Origin of the sequence: Noviherbaspirillum sp., assembly GCF_035627455.1 — a bacterium.
Classification (GTDB): domain Bacteria; phylum Pseudomonadota; class Gammaproteobacteria; order Burkholderiales; family Burkholderiaceae_D; genus Noviherbaspirillum.
Map to the genome: position 1 here is coordinate 104,659 of NZ_DASPLS010000016.1, position 15,630 is coordinate 120,288.

Annotated in this window: 28 protein-coding genes; all 28 read right to left on the minus strand. The window is 58.6% G+C overall.

The window, feature by feature from the left end; genetic code table 11:
- Positions 1–15: 15 nt before the first annotated feature.
- Complete coding sequence (dsbD, locus tag VEC01_RS03150; protein WP_414691409.1) at positions 16–1,824, minus strand: protein-disulfide reductase DsbD; 1,809 nt, start codon at positions 1,822–1,824, stop codon at positions 16–18.
- A complete protein-coding gene (gene cutA / locus VEC01_RS03155; RefSeq protein ID WP_414691411.1) occupies positions 1,811–2,143 on the minus strand; it encodes a divalent-cation tolerance protein CutA in 333 nt (110 codons plus the stop codon). The genes dsbD and cutA overlap by 14 nt, the downstream gene beginning before the upstream one ends.
- A gap of 28 nt (positions 2,144–2,171) precedes the next feature.
- On the minus strand, positions 2,172–2,957 hold the full coding sequence (locus VEC01_RS03160; RefSeq protein WP_324898657.1) for an ABC transporter permease: 786 nt from the start codon (positions 2,955–2,957) through the stop codon (positions 2,172–2,174).
- Between the two features lies 1 nt (position 2,958).
- Entirely contained in the window at positions 2,959–3,891 is a 933-nt protein-coding gene (locus VEC01_RS03165; protein WP_324898659.1) for an ATP-binding cassette domain-containing protein, read from the minus strand.
- A 195-nt stretch (positions 3,892–4,086) separates the two neighbouring features.
- Positions 4,087–4,482, minus strand: coding sequence for a 50S ribosomal protein L17 (rplQ, locus tag VEC01_RS03170; RefSeq protein ID WP_324898660.1), 396 nt, complete (start codon positions 4,480–4,482; stop codon positions 4,087–4,089).
- A gap of 133 nt (positions 4,483–4,615) precedes the next feature.
- The gene (locus VEC01_RS03175) at positions 4,616–5,593 is read right to left on the minus strand and encodes a DNA-directed RNA polymerase subunit alpha (protein WP_324898662.1); all 978 of its coding nucleotides are present in this window, start codon (positions 5,591–5,593) and stop codon (positions 4,616–4,618) included.
- Positions 5,594–5,696: 103 nt separating this feature from the next.
- Positions 5,697–6,320, minus strand: coding sequence for a 30S ribosomal protein S4 (gene rpsD / locus VEC01_RS03180; RefSeq protein ID WP_324898664.1), 624 nt, complete (start codon positions 6,318–6,320; stop codon positions 5,697–5,699).
- A gap of 155 nt (positions 6,321–6,475) precedes the next feature.
- Complete coding sequence (gene rpsK / locus VEC01_RS03185; RefSeq protein ID WP_324898666.1) at positions 6,476–6,880, minus strand: 30S ribosomal protein S11; 405 nt, start codon at positions 6,878–6,880, stop codon at positions 6,476–6,478.
- A 42-nt stretch (positions 6,881–6,922) separates the two neighbouring features.
- Positions 6,923–7,288, minus strand: coding sequence for a 30S ribosomal protein S13 (rpsM, locus tag VEC01_RS03190; RefSeq protein ID WP_324898668.1), 366 nt, complete (start codon positions 7,286–7,288; stop codon positions 6,923–6,925).
- Positions 7,289–7,315: 27 nt separating this feature from the next.
- On the minus strand, positions 7,316–7,429 hold the full coding sequence (gene rpmJ, locus VEC01_RS03195; protein ID WP_014004415.1) for a 50S ribosomal protein L36: 114 nt from the start codon (positions 7,427–7,429) through the stop codon (positions 7,316–7,318).
- A gap of 35 nt (positions 7,430–7,464) precedes the next feature.
- Positions 7,465–7,683 carry a translation initiation factor IF-1 gene (gene infA / locus VEC01_RS03200; protein ID WP_005663428.1) on the minus strand — a complete coding sequence of 73 codons (219 nt, stop codon included), beginning with the start codon at positions 7,681–7,683 and terminating at the stop codon, positions 7,465–7,467.
- 29 nt (positions 7,684–7,712) lie between these two features.
- Positions 7,713–9,044, minus strand: a complete 1,332-nt coding sequence (gene secY / locus VEC01_RS03205; RefSeq protein ID WP_324898673.1) for a preprotein translocase subunit SecY — start codon at positions 9,042–9,044, stop codon at positions 7,713–7,715.
- A gap of 25 nt (positions 9,045–9,069) precedes the next feature.
- Positions 9,070–9,501 carry a 50S ribosomal protein L15 gene (gene rplO / locus VEC01_RS03210; protein WP_324898675.1) on the minus strand — a complete coding sequence of 144 codons (432 nt, stop codon included), beginning with the start codon at positions 9,499–9,501 and terminating at the stop codon, positions 9,070–9,072.
- 27 nt (positions 9,502–9,528) lie between these two features.
- Positions 9,529–9,708: a 50S ribosomal protein L30 gene (gene rpmD, locus VEC01_RS03215; RefSeq protein WP_040039196.1), complete on the minus strand. Its 180-nt coding sequence runs from the start codon at positions 9,706–9,708 to the stop codon at positions 9,529–9,531.
- A 10-nt stretch (positions 9,709–9,718) separates the two neighbouring features.
- Positions 9,719–10,240 carry a 30S ribosomal protein S5 gene (gene rpsE / locus VEC01_RS03220; RefSeq protein ID WP_324898679.1) on the minus strand — a complete coding sequence of 174 codons (522 nt, stop codon included), beginning with the start codon at positions 10,238–10,240 and terminating at the stop codon, positions 9,719–9,721.
- 12 nt (positions 10,241–10,252) lie between these two features.
- Positions 10,253–10,615, minus strand: a complete 363-nt coding sequence (gene rplR / locus VEC01_RS03225) for a 50S ribosomal protein L18 (RefSeq protein ID WP_324898681.1) — start codon at positions 10,613–10,615, stop codon at positions 10,253–10,255.
- 12 nt (positions 10,616–10,627) lie between these two features.
- A complete protein-coding gene (gene rplF / locus VEC01_RS03230; protein ID WP_324898683.1) occupies positions 10,628–11,161 on the minus strand; it encodes a 50S ribosomal protein L6 in 534 nt (177 codons plus the stop codon).
- A gap of 10 nt (positions 11,162–11,171) precedes the next feature.
- Positions 11,172–11,567 (minus strand): 30S ribosomal protein S8, encoded by a 396-nt coding sequence (gene rpsH, locus VEC01_RS03235; RefSeq protein WP_146332657.1) that lies wholly within the window; start codon positions 11,565–11,567, stop codon positions 11,172–11,174.
- A 14-nt stretch (positions 11,568–11,581) separates the two neighbouring features.
- Positions 11,582–11,887 (minus strand): 30S ribosomal protein S14, encoded by a 306-nt coding sequence (rpsN, locus tag VEC01_RS03240; RefSeq protein WP_324898687.1) that lies wholly within the window; start codon positions 11,885–11,887, stop codon positions 11,582–11,584.
- A gap of 7 nt (positions 11,888–11,894) precedes the next feature.
- Complete coding sequence (gene rplE, locus VEC01_RS03245; RefSeq protein ID WP_324898689.1) at positions 11,895–12,434, minus strand: 50S ribosomal protein L5; 540 nt, start codon at positions 12,432–12,434, stop codon at positions 11,895–11,897.
- A 6-nt stretch (positions 12,435–12,440) separates the two neighbouring features.
- The gene (rplX, locus tag VEC01_RS03250) at positions 12,441–12,755 is read right to left on the minus strand and encodes a 50S ribosomal protein L24 (protein WP_324898691.1); all 315 of its coding nucleotides are present in this window, start codon (positions 12,753–12,755) and stop codon (positions 12,441–12,443) included.
- 11 nt (positions 12,756–12,766) lie between these two features.
- A complete protein-coding gene (gene rplN, locus VEC01_RS03255) occupies positions 12,767–13,135 on the minus strand; it encodes a 50S ribosomal protein L14 (protein WP_088710704.1) in 369 nt (122 codons plus the stop codon).
- Between the two features lie 246 nt (positions 13,136–13,381).
- Complete coding sequence (gene rpsQ, locus VEC01_RS03260) at positions 13,382–13,654, minus strand: 30S ribosomal protein S17 (RefSeq protein ID WP_324898694.1); 273 nt, start codon at positions 13,652–13,654, stop codon at positions 13,382–13,384.
- A complete protein-coding gene (gene rpmC / locus VEC01_RS03265; protein WP_088710706.1) occupies positions 13,654–13,845 on the minus strand; it encodes a 50S ribosomal protein L29 in 192 nt (63 codons plus the stop codon). The genes rpsQ and rpmC overlap by 1 nt, the downstream gene beginning before the upstream one ends.
- 12 nt (positions 13,846–13,857) lie before the next feature.
- Complete coding sequence (gene rplP / locus VEC01_RS03270) at positions 13,858–14,277, minus strand: 50S ribosomal protein L16 (protein WP_324898697.1); 420 nt, start codon at positions 14,275–14,277, stop codon at positions 13,858–13,860.
- 2 nt (positions 14,278–14,279) lie between these two features.
- Complete coding sequence (rpsC, locus tag VEC01_RS03275) at positions 14,280–15,116, minus strand: 30S ribosomal protein S3 (RefSeq protein ID WP_324898699.1); 837 nt, start codon at positions 15,114–15,116, stop codon at positions 14,280–14,282.
- Between the two features lie 9 nt (positions 15,117–15,125).
- Positions 15,126–15,458, minus strand: coding sequence for a 50S ribosomal protein L22 (gene rplV / locus VEC01_RS03280; RefSeq protein WP_324898701.1), 333 nt, complete (start codon positions 15,456–15,458; stop codon positions 15,126–15,128).
- Between the two features lie 6 nt (positions 15,459–15,464).
- Positions 15,465–15,630: ribosomal protein S19 family protein (locus VEC01_RS03285; RefSeq protein WP_324898719.1), on the minus strand; the 166-nt coding region annotated here is incomplete at its 5' end.

The following is a 15,630-nucleotide window of genomic DNA, read 5'->3' on the forward strand; positions in this document are numbered from 1 at the left end:
ATATATTGCAGCGACTCAGAAACCCGCCACCAGCGACAGCGAGTTCAGGAACTTGTCGGCGTTCTGGTAGCCAATCACGCGGCCGCCGGGAATCTCCCGCCCTTGCTTGTCGAAAAAGATGATGCCCGGCGGGCCGAACAGCTTGAAGCGCTTGAGCAGCGCCTTGTCGTCGTCGGAATTGGCTGTCACGTCAGCCTGCAGCAAGACCATGTTGGCGAAATGCGCCTTCACGCGCGGATCGGAAAATGTCAGTTTTTCCATCTCGATACAGGACACGCACCAATCCGCATAAAAATCCAGCATCACCGTCTTGCCGGCCGATTGCGCGATCACCGCATCGAGCTCCGCCACCGACTTGACACGCTTGAACTCGGTCTTGTGAGCGCCTCCTGTCAGATGCGCCAGCGGCGCAAGCGCGTCGTTGCCGCCTGTGGCCGCACCGGCCAGCTGTACCAGGCCGAAGGCGGCGAAGACCAGACCGAAAATCTTGCCAGCCCAGCCCCGGCTGCCCTTCCACAGCAGGAAGCCGCCATAACCGATCCCGAGTATCGCCCAGCCTGCCATCGGCACCCAGCCCGGAATTACCGGCGTCACGATCCACAGCGCCAGCCCGAGCATCAGGATGCCGAAGAAGTACTTGACGGATTCCATCCACGCACCGGCGCGCGGCAGCAGCGTACCGGCAGAAACGCCGACCAGCAGAAGCGGAACGCTCATGCCGACCGCCATTGCAAACAAGGCACTGCCGCCAATGATCACATCACGGGTCTGGCTGATGTAAAGCAGCGCGCCGGCAAGCGGCGCGGCAACGCAGGGCCCGACGATCAGCGCCGAAATCGCACCCATGACGAAGACGCCGACGAACTTGCCTGCGGTCTGGCGCTCGGATGCCCCCGCGAGCCGGCTCTGGATCGCGGCGGGCATCTGCAACTGGTACACGCCGAACATCGACAGCGAGAGAACGGCCATCAGTGCCGCAAACGCGCCGAGCACCCACGGATTCTGAAGCGTCGCCGCCAGCCCTTCCCCGATCAGGCCTGCTGCGACCCCGAGGGCGGTATAAACCAGCGCCATGCCAAGGGAGTATGCCGCTGACAACGACAGGCCGCGCTTGCGGCTGACCTGCGCGCCTTCCCCGACGATGATCGAGGAAAGGATCGGCACCATGGGCAGCACGCAGGGCGTAAAGGAAAGACCGAGTCCGAGCAGCAGGAACAATGGCAGGATGGCGATCAGCCTTCCGCTCTTGAGGGAGGACTCGATCCGCCCCATTTCCGAGTCCGGCGGGCTGGCGCTGCTTAGCAACGTGCCGCCTTCACCTGCCGCACCCTTGGCAGACGTGATCGCCCCCGCCAGCCCGCCGCCGGTCGGGGACAGCGAGACCACCGACTCCATTGGCGGATAGCACAAGCCCTGGTCCGCGCATCCCTGCCCGGTTACCCTGAGCGTGAACATACCGCCTGCCTCGACCGGAATCGTGATTGCCACCATTCCCCGATGCGATTCCACATCCTTCTGGAACGTCTCGTCAAACTTAACCTTGCCGGGCGGTATGACAGGTTGACCGAGGGTTGCGCCTTCTGCCTTGAACGCGAAACTTTCCCGATACATGTAGTAACCGTCAGCTATCTTGTAGGTCACCTCGATCGTTGCAGGATCGATCATCCGGGCAGCGAACCGGAATGCCTTCTCGGGTTCGAGAAAATCGTTCCCGGCATGAGAAAGCGGCGCGAGCAGGCTCAATGTCGCAAGCGCAAGAGCAGCCACAAACCGGCCGGTAGCGGACAGTACGGCATGAAAACGGAACAGCTTATACATCGACATCCTTTTTTGATTCCGCGGCGACCCAGTTCAGGTAAGCTGGCAGTCCCGCCGATACCGGCATTGCGACGATTTCGGGGACGTCGTATGGGTGGGCCACCTTGATCGCCGCTTCCAGGTCGGCATACCTGTCCCTCGTGGTCTTGATCAGCAGGGGCAGTTCAGAAGCCTCCTCCACCGCTCCCTGCCATCGGTACACGGAGCGCACGGGCGGCAGTATGTTAACGCAGGCGGCGAGGCGTTGTTCCACCACGAGCCGCGAAATGGCGCGGGCAACCGCCTCGTCAGGCACGTTCGTCAATACCAGCAAGACTTCCTGCATCATCAAGGCCTTGTCCTTGAAACAGACTCTACTTGAGAAGACGGCGGCGTGTCAGCACCGTCGCACCATAAAAGCCGGCGACGCAGTAGGCCACCAGAACAGCGATGTCGGCCAGCGGTGTCTGCGGCCACTCACCAAGGATCAGCGGCCGGATCAGATTGACCGCCGCCCCCAGAGGCAGCACCTTGGCAAACAACTGCAGCCATGCCGGCAGTTGAGTCGTCGGGTAATAGACGCCGGAAAGAAATACCATCGGCGTCAGCACCAGCGTGAAGTAATACGTAAAGAAATCATACCCTCGCGCGAGCGCATTGATGATCAATCCTATCGATGCAAAAGTCATGCCGATCAGAAACAGCAATGGCAGCACCGCAAGCACGGTCCAATGGTGCCCGATTCCGAGCAGCAGGATGACGCCGAGGATTGCAATTCCTGAAAACAGGGACTTGGTTGCCGCCCACAGCATTTCGGCCAGCACCACGTCATCGAGCGCGAGCGGCGCGTTTAGCAGCGCATCCCACGTCTTCTGCACGTGCATGCGAGAAAACGCTGAGTACAGCGCCTCGAACGAGGCGGCCATCATGACAGACATGCAAATCGAGCCGGATGCGAGAAAGTGGATATACGGGATGCCGTTGATAGTCTGCAGCAGGCTGCCGAGTCCGTAGCCGAAGGCTACCAGCGTGATCAGCGGATCGGCGATATTGCCAAGAATGCTCGCGGCCGCAAGTTTTCTCCAGACCAGGAAATTGCGCCGCCAGATCGGCAGGAAACGGAAGGAAAACCCTGGCAAGGCGTACGCTGTCGCACTCATCTCAATCCCTCATTTCCCGTCCGGTCAGCTTCAGGAATAAATCCTCCAGGTTCGCCGGCCGGTGCAGGTAGCGCACTCCAGCAGTGGCGTGGAGGCTGGCCAGCAGCGGCTGCGCATCGTTCGTGTAACAGAAGACCGTTTCGCCGCTCACTTCCATCCGCGCGGCCATCGCCCGGCCTTCGGCCTCGCCCCAGACCTGTGCATTGTCGCCGTACACTTCGACCACTTCCGCCTCGATATGTTGCCCGATGAGCGCCCGGGGCGAACCCTCGGCAATCATCTGGCCATGGTCGATCACGCCAAGCCGGTCGCACAGACGTTCCGCCTCGTCCATGAAGTGCGTGGTCAGCACAATGGTCTTGCCCTCCCCGAGCAGCGACTTCAGGCGGTCCCAGATCATATGCCGCGCCTGCGGATCGAGCCCGGTTGTCGGCTCGTCCATGAAGATCAGGTCCGGGTCGTTGATGAGCGCCCGCGCCAACGTCAGCCGCCGCTTCATGCCGCCCGACAGTTCGATGATACGCGCGTCCTTTTTTGCTGCCAGGTTGGCAAATTCAAGCAGCTTCGGGATACGCGCCTTGATCTCGTCGTCGCCGATGCCAAAGTAGCGGCCGAACACCAGCAGGTTTTCCTCTACCGTGAAATCCGGATCGAGATTGTCTGCCTGTGGAACCACCCCGACCCGCAAACGCGCCGGGCGCGCTTCCTCGGGAATGCGCCGGCCGACCAGCGTGACTTGGCCGCTGTCTGGCGCCGTCAGTCCCAGGCACAGCCGCAAGGTGGTTGTCTTGCCGGCGCCGTTTGGCCCCAGCAAACCGTAGCATTCCCCGCGGCGCAGGCTGAACGACAATCCATCGACAACCATGTTCTTCGACGCGCCGCTGCCATACGACTTGCGAAGATTCACCACTGACAGAATGCCGGATTCACTCATGCGGAAACGTTAGCTGAACTAAAGCGTACATCTTGCCATAAACCGGATTTCACCACCCGAGCCGCCAATGACGAATCTCAAGGGTTCGAAACGATCCCATGTCGCGCAGTTGGACCTCGCGGCCGCCGGACCGCACCGTACGCACAAAACAAAAAAGCCAGGCGATGCCTGGCTTTTCCCTCTGGATCTGACCGATTACTCAGCGGTCGGCACTTCTGCCGCATCGCTGATTTCCGGACGGTCGACCAGCTCGACGAAGGCCATCGGCGCGTTGTCGCCCTGACGGAAACCCATCTTCAGGATGCGGATGTAGCCGCCGTTGCGGGCAGCGTAACGCGGGCCGAGCTCCGAGAACAGCTTGCCGACAATTTCACGGTCGCGCAGGCGGTTGAACGCCAGGCGCTTGTTCGAGAGGTTGTCGGTCTTGCCCAGGGTGAGGATCGGCTCGACGACGCGACGCAGTTCCTTCGCCTTCGGCAGCGTGGTCTTGATCGCTTCATGACGCAGAAGGGAGACGGTCATGTTGCGCAGCATCGCGAGGCGGTGCGAGGAGGTACGATTCAGTTTGCGGAGACCGTGACGGTGACGCATGTTATTTCCTTTCTAGGTTGAGTTTCAATCCAGCTCTTCTATCGATCAGCAAAGCTGTCGCGGGCCGGTAATTCTTGTTACGACGGTACAGCTACATCAAGCGGGAGCGGCTATGACACCGCTCCCGTCAGGATTACTTCTCCAGGCCTGCCGGCGGCCAGTTTTCGAGCTTCATGCCCAGAGTCAGACCGCGAGATGCCAGCACTTCCTTGATTTCGTTCAGGGACTTGCGGCCAAGGTTCGGAGTCTTGAGCAGTTCGTTCTCGCTGCGCTGGATCAGGTCGCCGATGTAGTAGATATTCTCGGCCTTCAGGCAGTTTGCGGAACGAACGGTGAGTTCGAGGTCGTCGACCGGGCGCAGCAGGATCGGGTCGACTGCCGGCGCACGCGACGGTGCTTCAGCGGCGGCTTCGGTGCCCTCCAGCGCGGCGAACACGTTGAGCTGGTCGACCAGAACGCGTGCGGACTGGCGGATCGCTTCTTCCGGCGAGATTACGCCATTGGTTTCGATGTTCATCACCAGCTTGTCCAGGTCGGTACGCTGCTCCACGCGTGCGGATTCGACAGCGTAGGATACACGGCGCACCGGAGAGAACGACGCGTCGAGAATGATACGACCGATGGTCTTGTTGGCGTCTTCAGACAGGCGGCGGACATTGCCCGGCACATAGCCACGGCCCTTTTCCACCTTGATCTGCATATCCAGCTTGCCGCCCGCGGTCAGTTGCGCGATCACGTGATCCGGATTGATCAGCTCGACGTCGTGCGGCAGATCGATATCCGATGCCAGCACGGCGCCTTCGCCTTCCTTCTTCAGCGTCAGCGTAACTTCGTCGCGGTTGTGCAGCTTGAACACGACGCCCTTCAGGTTCAGCAGCATGTCCACCACGTCTTCCTGCACACCGTCGAGCGACGAATACTCGTGCACGACGCCCGCGATCGTGACTTCCGTCGGCGCATAGCCGACCATCGAAGACAGCAGCACGCGGCGCAATGCGTTGCCAAGCGTGTGGCCATAGCCGCGCTCAAACGGTTCCATCACGACCTTCGCGTGACCGGCACCCAGTGCCTCGACTTCGATAATACGGGGTTTCAACAGGCTGTTTTGCATGAAATGTCCTCTTCAATACCCTCGGCTCGTTACACCGATAAGGCTGATGGCATTACAAAGAAACCCGCCCCGTCGGTGACGGGGCGGGCGGGGGATTGCTCAATTAGCGCGAATACAATTCGACGATCAGCGATTCGTTGACGTCATTGGCGACTTCGCTGCGGTCCGGAGCGGACTTGAAGGTGCCTTCCATCTTCTTCGCATCGACCGCAACCCAGGAGGGCATGCCGCCCTGCTCGGCCAGCGAGAGCGCTTCGACGATACGGGCCTGCTTCTTGGCTTTTTCGCGAATGGCGACCACATCGCCGGCATTCACCAGGTAGGAAGCGATGTTGACGACGTTACCGTTCACCGTGATTGCCTTATGGCTGACCAGCTGGCGCGCTTCGGCGCGGGTCGAGCCAAAGCCCATGCGGTAGACGACGTTATCGAGGCGGGATTCGAGCAGCTTCAGCAGGTTCTCGCCGGTGTTGCCCTTGCGGCGATCCGCTTCCGCGAAGTAGCGGCGGAACTGGCGCTCAAGAATGCCGTACATGCGCTTGACCTTCTGCTTTTCGCGCAGCTGGTTGCCGTAGTCGGAGGTACGTGCGCCCGAAGTGCGGCCATGCTGGCCCGGCTTGGAGTCCAGCTTGCACTTGGAGTCCAGCGAGCGGCGGGTGCTCTTCAGGAACAGGTCGGTGCCTTCACGGCGGGAGAGTTTTGCTTTCGGTCCGATATAACGTGCCACGTTGATTTCCTTTAATTCAATGACGCCCCGACCAGATCGCACAGGATCTGCCAGGCGCTAGTCTGATCTGCCTGCTATCAGACGGTGGTCTTAAGTGCAAAGCCCGCCATGGTATCTGGCGGGCAGCTTTACTGCAAGTACTACAGCAAAAACGCTTAGATGCGACGGCGCTTGGGCGGACGGCAACCGTTGTGCGGAACCGGCGTTACGTCCTGGATCTGGGTGATCTTGATGCCGAGGCTGTTGAGCGCGCGAACCGCGGACTCGCGCCCCGGGCCCGGGCCCTTGATGCGAACTTCCAGATTCTTCACACCGCACTCGATGGCAACCTTGCCTGCCGCTTCGGCCGCAACCTGCGCTGCGAACGGGGTCGATTTGCGCGAACCCTTGAAGCCTGCACCACCGGAAGTTGCCCAGGACAGGGCATTACCCTGACGGTCGGTAATGGTGATGATAGTGTTGTTGAAGGACGCGTGGATATGCGCGATACCTTCGGCAACATTCTTTTTAACTTTCTTGCGCACGCGTGCTGCTGCGGCGTTGTTCGGGGCTTTTGCCATGTTGATTTCCTTGAATCCGACTACGAGTCAAACTGCGCTGGATTATTTCTTCAGCGACTGCGCTGCCTTGCGCGGCCCCTTGCGGGTACGGGCATTGGTACGGGTACGCTGGCCACGAACCGGCAGGCCCTTGCGATGGCGCAGGCCACGATAGCAACCCAGGTCCATCAGACGCTTGATGCTCATCGAGACTTCACGACGCAGGTCACCCTCGACGACGAATTTGCCGACCTCGTCGCGCAGCTTTTCCAGCTCGTTATCATCCAAGTCCTTGACCTTCTTAGTGGTCGGGACACCCGTCGTTTCGCAGATTTGTTCCGCGCGCGGACGGCCAATACCATAAATCGCTGTCAAGCCGATAACGGTGTGTTGGTGATTGGGGATATTCACCCCTGCAATACGTGCCATTCGTTATTCCTCGATCAATAACGTTAATTAACCCTGGCGCTGCTTGTGGCGCGGTTCGGTGCAAATAACACGAACGACGCCTTTGCGCTTGATGATCTTACAGTTGCGGCAGATCCGCTTAACTGATGCGAGCACTTTCATTTTCGCCCTCTTTCTAGCTTTTGGTTACTTGTTACTTACTTCGTACGGAACACAATGCGTGCCCGGCTCAAATCATAGGGCGTCAATTCCACCGTTACCTTATCGCCGGGGAGGATGCGAATATAGTTCATACGCATCTTGCCGGAAATATGTCCGAGAACAACGTGCCCGTTTTCCAACTTGACTCGAAAAGTCGCATTCGGAAGATTCTCAAGAATCTCACCCTGCATCTGAATTACGTCGTCTTTTGCCATTCGCTCTGCTCGTTCTTCTGGGCTTCCGATTATCGTGTCGGGATGCCGCCCTTGAAATTCGCCTTACGAAGCAGCGATTCGTATTGCTGCGACATCACGTAATTCTGGACCTGCGCCATGAAATCCATTGTCACCACCACAATAATCAGCAGCGACGTACCACCAAAATAGAACGGAACCTTCCAACGCGCGATCAGGAACTCAGGCAGCAAACACACCAGGGTGATGTACACGGCACCAACCAGCGTCAAGCGCATCAGGATCTTGTCGATGTAACGCGCAGTCTGGTCACCCGGACGAATACCCGGCACAAATGCACCGCTCTTCTTCAGATTGTCGGCTGTTTCCTTGCTATTAAATACCAGTGCGGTATAGAAAAAGCAGAAGAACACAATCGCAATCGCATACAACAACGCGTGAATCGGCTCACCCGGCGCGAGCGATGCCGCCAAGTCCTTCAGGAAACGTACAACTGCGTTGTCTGTATTCCCCGAGGTGAACCAGCTGGTAATCGTCGCCGGGAACAGGATGATCGACGATGCGAAGATCGGCGGAATCACCCCGGCCATATTCAGCTTCAGCGGCAGGTGGCTGCTTTGCCCGCCGTAAATCTTGTTACCCACCTGACGCTTGGCGTAGTTCACCAGGATCTTGCGCTGGCCACGCTCAATAAACACGACCAGGAACGTCACCGCCGCCACAATCACGCAGATCAGGATCGCCGCGATCGCACTCATCGAGCCGGTACGAACCAGTTCGAACATGCCGCCAATCGCGCTCGGCAAACCTGCAGCGATACCGGCGAAGATGATGATCGAAATACCGTTGCCCAGACCGCGCTCGGTGATCTGCTCACCCAGCCACATCAGGAACATCGTACCGGTGACCAGCGTTACCACCGTCGTGAACCGGAACGCCAGGCCCGGATCGATTACCAATCCGGCTTGCGACTCCAGCGCCACTGCAATACCAAGCGCCTGGAAGGTTGCCAGCAACAGGGTGCCGTAGCGCGTGTACTGCGTAATCTTGCGACGGCCGGCTTCGCCTTCCTTCTTCAGCGCTTCCAGTTGCGGCGACACGACCGACATTAACTGCATGATGATCGATGCCGAGATGTACGGCATGATCCCGAGCGCGAAAATCGTAAAGCGCGACAACGCACCGCCCGAGAACATGTTGAACATCCCCAGGATACCGCCCTGATTCTGCTTAAACAGTTCCGAGAGCTGGCCAGGGTCAATTCCCGGGACGGGAATGTGCGCGCCTATACGATAAACAACCAGGGCAGCAAGCAGGAACCACAGGCGCCCCCATGGGAAGCCACTTGCTGCACTCTTAGCGAGTTGCGGAGTCGTCGCCAATTATTGCTCCGAACAAACCGGTCGCTTACGCAACCGTACCACCAGCAGCTTCGATCGCAGCCTTCGCACCCTTGGTCGCGATGACGCCCTTGACCGAGACCTTCTTGCTGATCTCGCCTGCCTTGATAATGCGGACCACGCGTGCCAGTTCCGGTACCAGACCAGCCTGCTTCAGCGCCAGCATATCGATCTCTGCCACCGGCAGAGCTTCAAGGTCGCCCAAGCGAACTTCTGCCTTGAACGGCGTCGCCATCGACTTGAAGCCGCGCTTCGGCAGACGACGCTGCAGCGGCATCTGGCCGCCTTCGAAACCGACCTTGTGGAAGCCGCCAGAACGCGACTTTTGACCCTTATGGCCTCGGCCGGCCGTCTTACCCAGGCCCGAACCAATGCCACGTCCGACGCGACGCTTGGCGTGCTTGGCACCCGCTGCCGGTTGAATGCTATTCAATTCCATGATTTGCTCCGTTCGCAAGCGCGTGGCTTACGACACCACTTTCACGAGATACGAAACCTTGTTGATCATGCCGCGTACAGCCGGCGTGTCTTGCAGTTCCGAAACCGAATTCACACGACGCAGCCCCAGGCCACGAACGGTGGCGCGATGGTCCTGGCGAGTGCCGATCAAACCCTTGACCAGTTTCACTTTGATTGTGTTTGCCATTCGGATCACCTTAACCCAGAATTTCTTCAACGGACTTGCCACGCTTGGCGGCGATTTCCGACGGCGTGCTCATGTTTGCCAGACCGTTCAACGTGGCGCGAACCATGTTGTACGGGTTGGTCGAGCCGTAGGACTTCGCAACAACGTTGGTCACGCCCATTACTTCGAAAATTGCGCGCATCGGGCCGCCAGCAATCACGCCGGTACCATCCTTAGCAGGCGAAATCATCACGGTGGAGGCGCCATGCTTACCGGTTACGGTATGCTGCAGCGTGCCGTTCTTCAGCGTCACCTTGATCATCTTGCGGCGCGCTTCTTCCATTGCCTTCTGCACGGCGACCGGGACTTCCTTCGACTTGCCCTTGCCCATGCCGATGCGGCCATCGCCGTCACCGACGACGGTCAGCGCCGCGAAACCCATAATCCGGCCACCCTTGACGACCTTGGTCACGCGGTTGACCGCAATCATCTTTTCCCGCAGGCCGTCGTCGCGCTCTTCGCCTTGCTGCGTCTTTGCTTGCATTTTTGCCATGACGATTTTTCCTTAGAACTTCAGACCGGCTTCACGCGCCGCTTCAGCGACTGCCTTGACACGGCCGTGATAGCGGAAACCGGAGCGATCAAACGCGACTTCGGTGATACCAGCCTTCAGGGCCTTCTCCGCTACGCGCTTGCCAACGAGGGCTGCTGCAGCAGCATTGCCGCCCTTGCCGGTCTTGCCAGCCAATTCCTGGCGCACTTCCGCTTCCAGCGTGGAAGCCGAAGCCAGCACCTTGGCGTCCGGGCTGATGATGTTTGCGTAAATGTGCAGGTTGGTGCGATGCACTGCCAGGCGGTTCACCTTCAGCTCTGCGATCTTCGCGCGGGTTTGGCGCGCGCGGCGCAGACGAGATTGTTTCTTGTCCATCGTCAACCCCTATTACTTCTTCTTGGTTTCTTTGAGCGTTACCACTTCGTCCACGTAGCGGACGCCCTTGCCCTTATAGGGCTCAGGACTGCGGTAAGCACGGATCTCGGCAGCGGTCTGACCGACCTTCTGCTTGTCGACACCCTTGATCACGATCTCGGTCTGGGTCGGGGTTTCCACCTTCACGCCAGCCGGCATCTGATGCACGACCGGGTGGGAGAACCCGAGCGACAGGTTCAGCTTGTCGCCTTGCGCTTGCGCACGATAACCCACGCCGACCAGGGACAACTTCTTCTCGAAGCCCTTGGTTACACCGAGAACCATATTGTTTACCAGTGCGCGCAGCGTACCGGTCATGGCGTTAGCTTCACGGCTTTCGTCGGCCGGCGAGAACAGCAGCGTGCCGTTTTCGTTGACGACCTTGACTTGACCGTTCAGCGGCATGGAAAGCGTGCCCTGCGGCCCTTTGACAGTAATCCTGTCTGCAGCGATCGTCACTTCGACACCAGCCGAAAGTGCGATTGGCATTTTACCTACACGAGACATCTTGCACTCCTTAGGCCACGTAGCAAATGACTTCGCCACCGACACCGGTTGCGCGCGCTTTGCGGTCAGTCATCACACCCTTCGGCGTGGACACGATCGCCACGCCGAGGCCGTTCATCACCTGCGGGATATCATCCTTACCCTTGTAAATACGCAGGCCAGGACGGGATACACGCTCAAGGCGCTCGATCACCGGCCGGCCGGCATAGTACTTCAGGCCGATCTTCAGCTCTGCCTTGCCACCTGCTTCGGATACCGCATAATCTTCAATGTAACCCTCGTCCTTCAGGACGTTGGCAATTGCCACCTTGACTTTGGACGACGGCATAGCAACCGTGGTCTTTTGCACGCCCTGGGCATTGCGGATGCGGGTCAGCATATCGGCGATAGGATCGCTCATACTCATTGCTTGTTCTCCTATTACCAGCTAGCTTTGGTTACACCCGGAATCTCGCCGCGCATGGCGATTTCACGGATCTTGGTACGCGCCAAACCGAACTTGCGGAAGGTGCCACGCGGACGACCGGTCAGCGCACAGCGATTGCGTTGACGGGTGGGATTCGCATTGCGCGGCAACGCCTGCAGCTTCAGGCGCGCCTCATAGCGCTCTTCTTCCGACTTCGATTGATCGTCGATGATTGCCTTCAACTCGGCACGCTTGCCGGCGTACTTCTTCACCAGGGCAGCGCGCTTTTGTTCACGGTTAATCAGTGCCAGTTTTGCCATGGCAGCCTCAGTTTCTGAACGGGAATTTAAATGCGGCGAGAAGCGCCTTCGCTTCTTCGTCGGTCTTCGCAGTCGTGGTGATGCTGATATTCATGCCACGCAGCGCGTCGATCTTGTCGTATTCGATTTCGGGGAAAATGATCTGCTCTTTCACACCGATGTTGTAGTTGCCACGACCATCAAACGCACGACCGGAGACACCGCGGAAGTCACGCACGCGCGGCAGCGCGACGGTGATCAGACGATCCAGGAACTCGTACATGCGGGCACCACGCAGGGTAACCATGCAACCGATCGGATAGCCTTCGCGGATCTTGAAGCCTGCGATTGCCTTGCGGGCCTTGGTTACCACCGGCTTCTGGCCGGCGATCTTGGTCAGGTCGCCCACGGCGTGCTCGATGATCTTCTTGTCCGCAACCGCTTCCGACAGACCCATGTTCAGGGTGATCTTGGTCAGGCGCGGGACTTCCATCACCGACTTGTAACCAAACTTGCTGGTCAGGTCAGCGACGACTTTATCTTTATAAACTTGTTGGAGACGAGCCATGATCTCTTACACCTTAACGACTTCGCCATTCGACTTGAAGACGCGGACTTTCTTACCATCCACGACCTTGACGCCGACGCGATCCGCCTTGCCAGTTGCCGCATTGAACAACGCGACGTTGGAGACGTGAATAGGCATCAACTTATCCACGATGCCGCCAGTAGCACCGGTCATCGGGTTCGGACGCACTGCCTTCTTGGCCACGTTCACACCCTCGACCACGACGTGATCAGCACCAACGCGCTGCTTAACCACACCACGCTTGCCCTTGTCCTTACCGGTCAGGACGATGACTTCGTCATTTTTCCGAATCTTATCCATGACGCGACTCCTTACAGAACTTCAGGCGCGAGCGACACGATCTTCATGAAGCGCTCGGTACGCAGCTCACGCGTCACCGGCCCGAAGATACGAGTGCCGATCGGCTCAAGCTTATTGTTCAGCAACACTGCGGCGTTCCCGTCGAACTTGACCAGCGAACCATCCTGGCGGCGCACGCCCTTGGCGGTACGCACGACGACGGCATTGTAGATTTCGCCCTTCTTCACACGACCACGCGGGGCCGCATCCTTCACCGTCACCTTGATGACGTCACCGATGCTGGCGTAACGGCGCTTGGAACCACCCAGCACCTTAATGCACAGGACTTCACGCGCACCCGTATTGTCGGCTACCTCGAGCCGGCTTTCAGTTTGAATCATAGTATTTTCTTTCCCAACTTAATCCGCCTCGTCGCCCAATGCGAACCCGCGGTCAGTCTTGGTCCTGTCAGCCGACTTAAGCAAAGCCGCGCCGATTAGGTGGACGGTTACAAAAACACCTGCTGCGCAAGAAACTCCTGCGCGAGTCTTTTCGAACTACAGGGCACTGCAATCGGCTCTCGCAGCTGCAAATCGAGAACCAAGCCCGGCATTATGGCACCAAAATGCCGGGCTCGCAACTACTAATTAAACGATTTGCGCGGTCTGGACCACACGGGTCACCGACCATGCCTTCGTCTTGGAGATTGGGCGACCTTCGGTGATCTCGACGGTATCGCCTTCCTTCACTTGGTTGGTTTCATCGTGAGCGTGATACTTGTTCGACTTCACGACGATCTTGCCGTACAGCGGGTGCTTAACGCGGCGCTCAACCAACACGGTCACGGTCTTGTCCATCTTGTCGGACACAACTTTTCCAATCAGGGTGCGCTTGAGCGACTGCTTCACTTGATCGTTCATTATTTGGCGTCCTTCTGATTCATGACCGTTTTCACGCGCGCGATGTCGCGGCGCACCTTCTTGAGTTGCGCGGTGTTGTTCAACTGCTGCGTTGCGACTTGCATACGCAGGCTGAATTGCGCCTTGAGCAACTCGTTGAGCTCTTTTTGCAGAGCCGCCTGATCCTTGCCGCGGAGTTCAGATGCTTTCATGTTTCACTCCTGTTATTGGCCGACTTGACGAAGGACGAAGGTCGTTGCCAGCGGAAGCTTGGCGGCTGCCAGGCGGAATGCCTCGCGAGCCAACGATTCGTCAACACCATCCATCTCGTACAACACCTTGCCCGGATGGATTTCGGCCACGTAGTACTCCGGGTTACCCTTACCGTTACCCATACGGACTTCGGCGGGCTTCTGGGAGATCGGCTTGTCCGGGAAAACGCGAATCCAGATACGGCCGCCGCGCTTGATGTGACGCGTCATTGCACGACGTGCCGCTTCAATCTGGCGAGCCGTGATGCGGCCGCGACCGACCGCCTTCAGGCCGAATTCGCCGAACGAGACAGCGGTGCCGCGCTCGTGCGAAATGCCCTTGTTGCGGCCTTTTTGCTCTTTACGATACTTTCTGCGTGCTGGTTGCAGCATGGTTATTCTCCTGCTTTCTCAGCCGGTGCAGCGCCGTCAGCCTTCTTCGGGGCACGAACACGCTTCGCAGCCGGAGTAGTGGCGGAAGTTCCTTCGGAACCCTCAGCCTTCTTGGCGCGCGGACGGCCGCCCGGTTTGCCATCGTCACGACGCGGGCCGCGACGCTTCTTGTCGTCTTCGACCGGTGCCTCGATGGTCGGTGCTTCGCCGCTTGCCAGACGATCGCCCTTGTAGACCCAAACCTTGATACCGATGATGCCGTAGGTCGTTTCCGCTTCGCCGAAACCGTAGTCGATGTCGGCGCGCAGGGTGTGCAGGGGCACGCGACCTTCGCGATACCACTCTTTACGAGCGATTTCGATACCGTTCAGACGGCCGGACGACATGATCTTGATGCCCTGGGCGCCCAGACGCATTGCGTTCTGCATTGCGCGCTTCATCGCGCGGCGGAACATGATGCGCTTTTCGAGCTGCTGGGCGATCGAGTCAGCGATCAGCTGTGCATCGACTTCCGGCTTGCGGATCTCTTCGATATTGACGTGAACCGGCACACCCATCAGCTTGGTCAGGTCGGACTTCAGGACTTCGATGTCCTCGCCCTTCTTGCCAATCACAACACCCGGACGGGAGCTGAAAATGGTGATGCGCGCGTTCTTCGCCGGACGCTCGATGACGATGCGGCCAACCGAAGCGTTCTTCAGTTTCTTCTTCAGGTAGGTGCGGACGGTCAGGTCTTCGTTGAGCATGGAGGCAAAGTTGCCATTGCCTGCATACCAGCGGGAACCCCAGTTGCGCGTAACCGAAAGACGGAAACCGGTCGGATGAATTTTCTGTCCCATCGTGACTCCTTAGTTACCGACAGTCACGTAGATGTGACAGGTTTGCTTCGAGATGCGATCGCCACGACCCTTTGCCCGTGCAATGAAGCGCTTGAGGAAAGCGCCACGCTCGACGTAGATCGTCTTGACGCGCAGTTCGTCGATGTCAGCACCATCGTTGTGTTCGGCGTTCGCGATTGCGGACTCGAGCACACCCTTGATGATCGCAGCACCCTTTTTCGGGCTGAAGGCCAGGATGTTCAGTGCCTGGTCAACCTTCTTGCCACGAATCATGTCTGCAACAAGGCGGCCCTTCTGTTCCGACAGGCGTGCGCCACGGAGAATAGCTTTAGTTTCCATCATCGCACCTTATTTCTTGGCCTTCTTGTCGGCTGCGTGACCCTTGAACGTACGGGTCAGCGCGAATTCGCCGAGCTTGTGACCAACCATGTTTTCAGACACATAGACCGGCACGTGCTGCTTGCCGTTATGCACCGCGATCGTCAGGCCGATGAAATCCGGCATGATCGTCGAA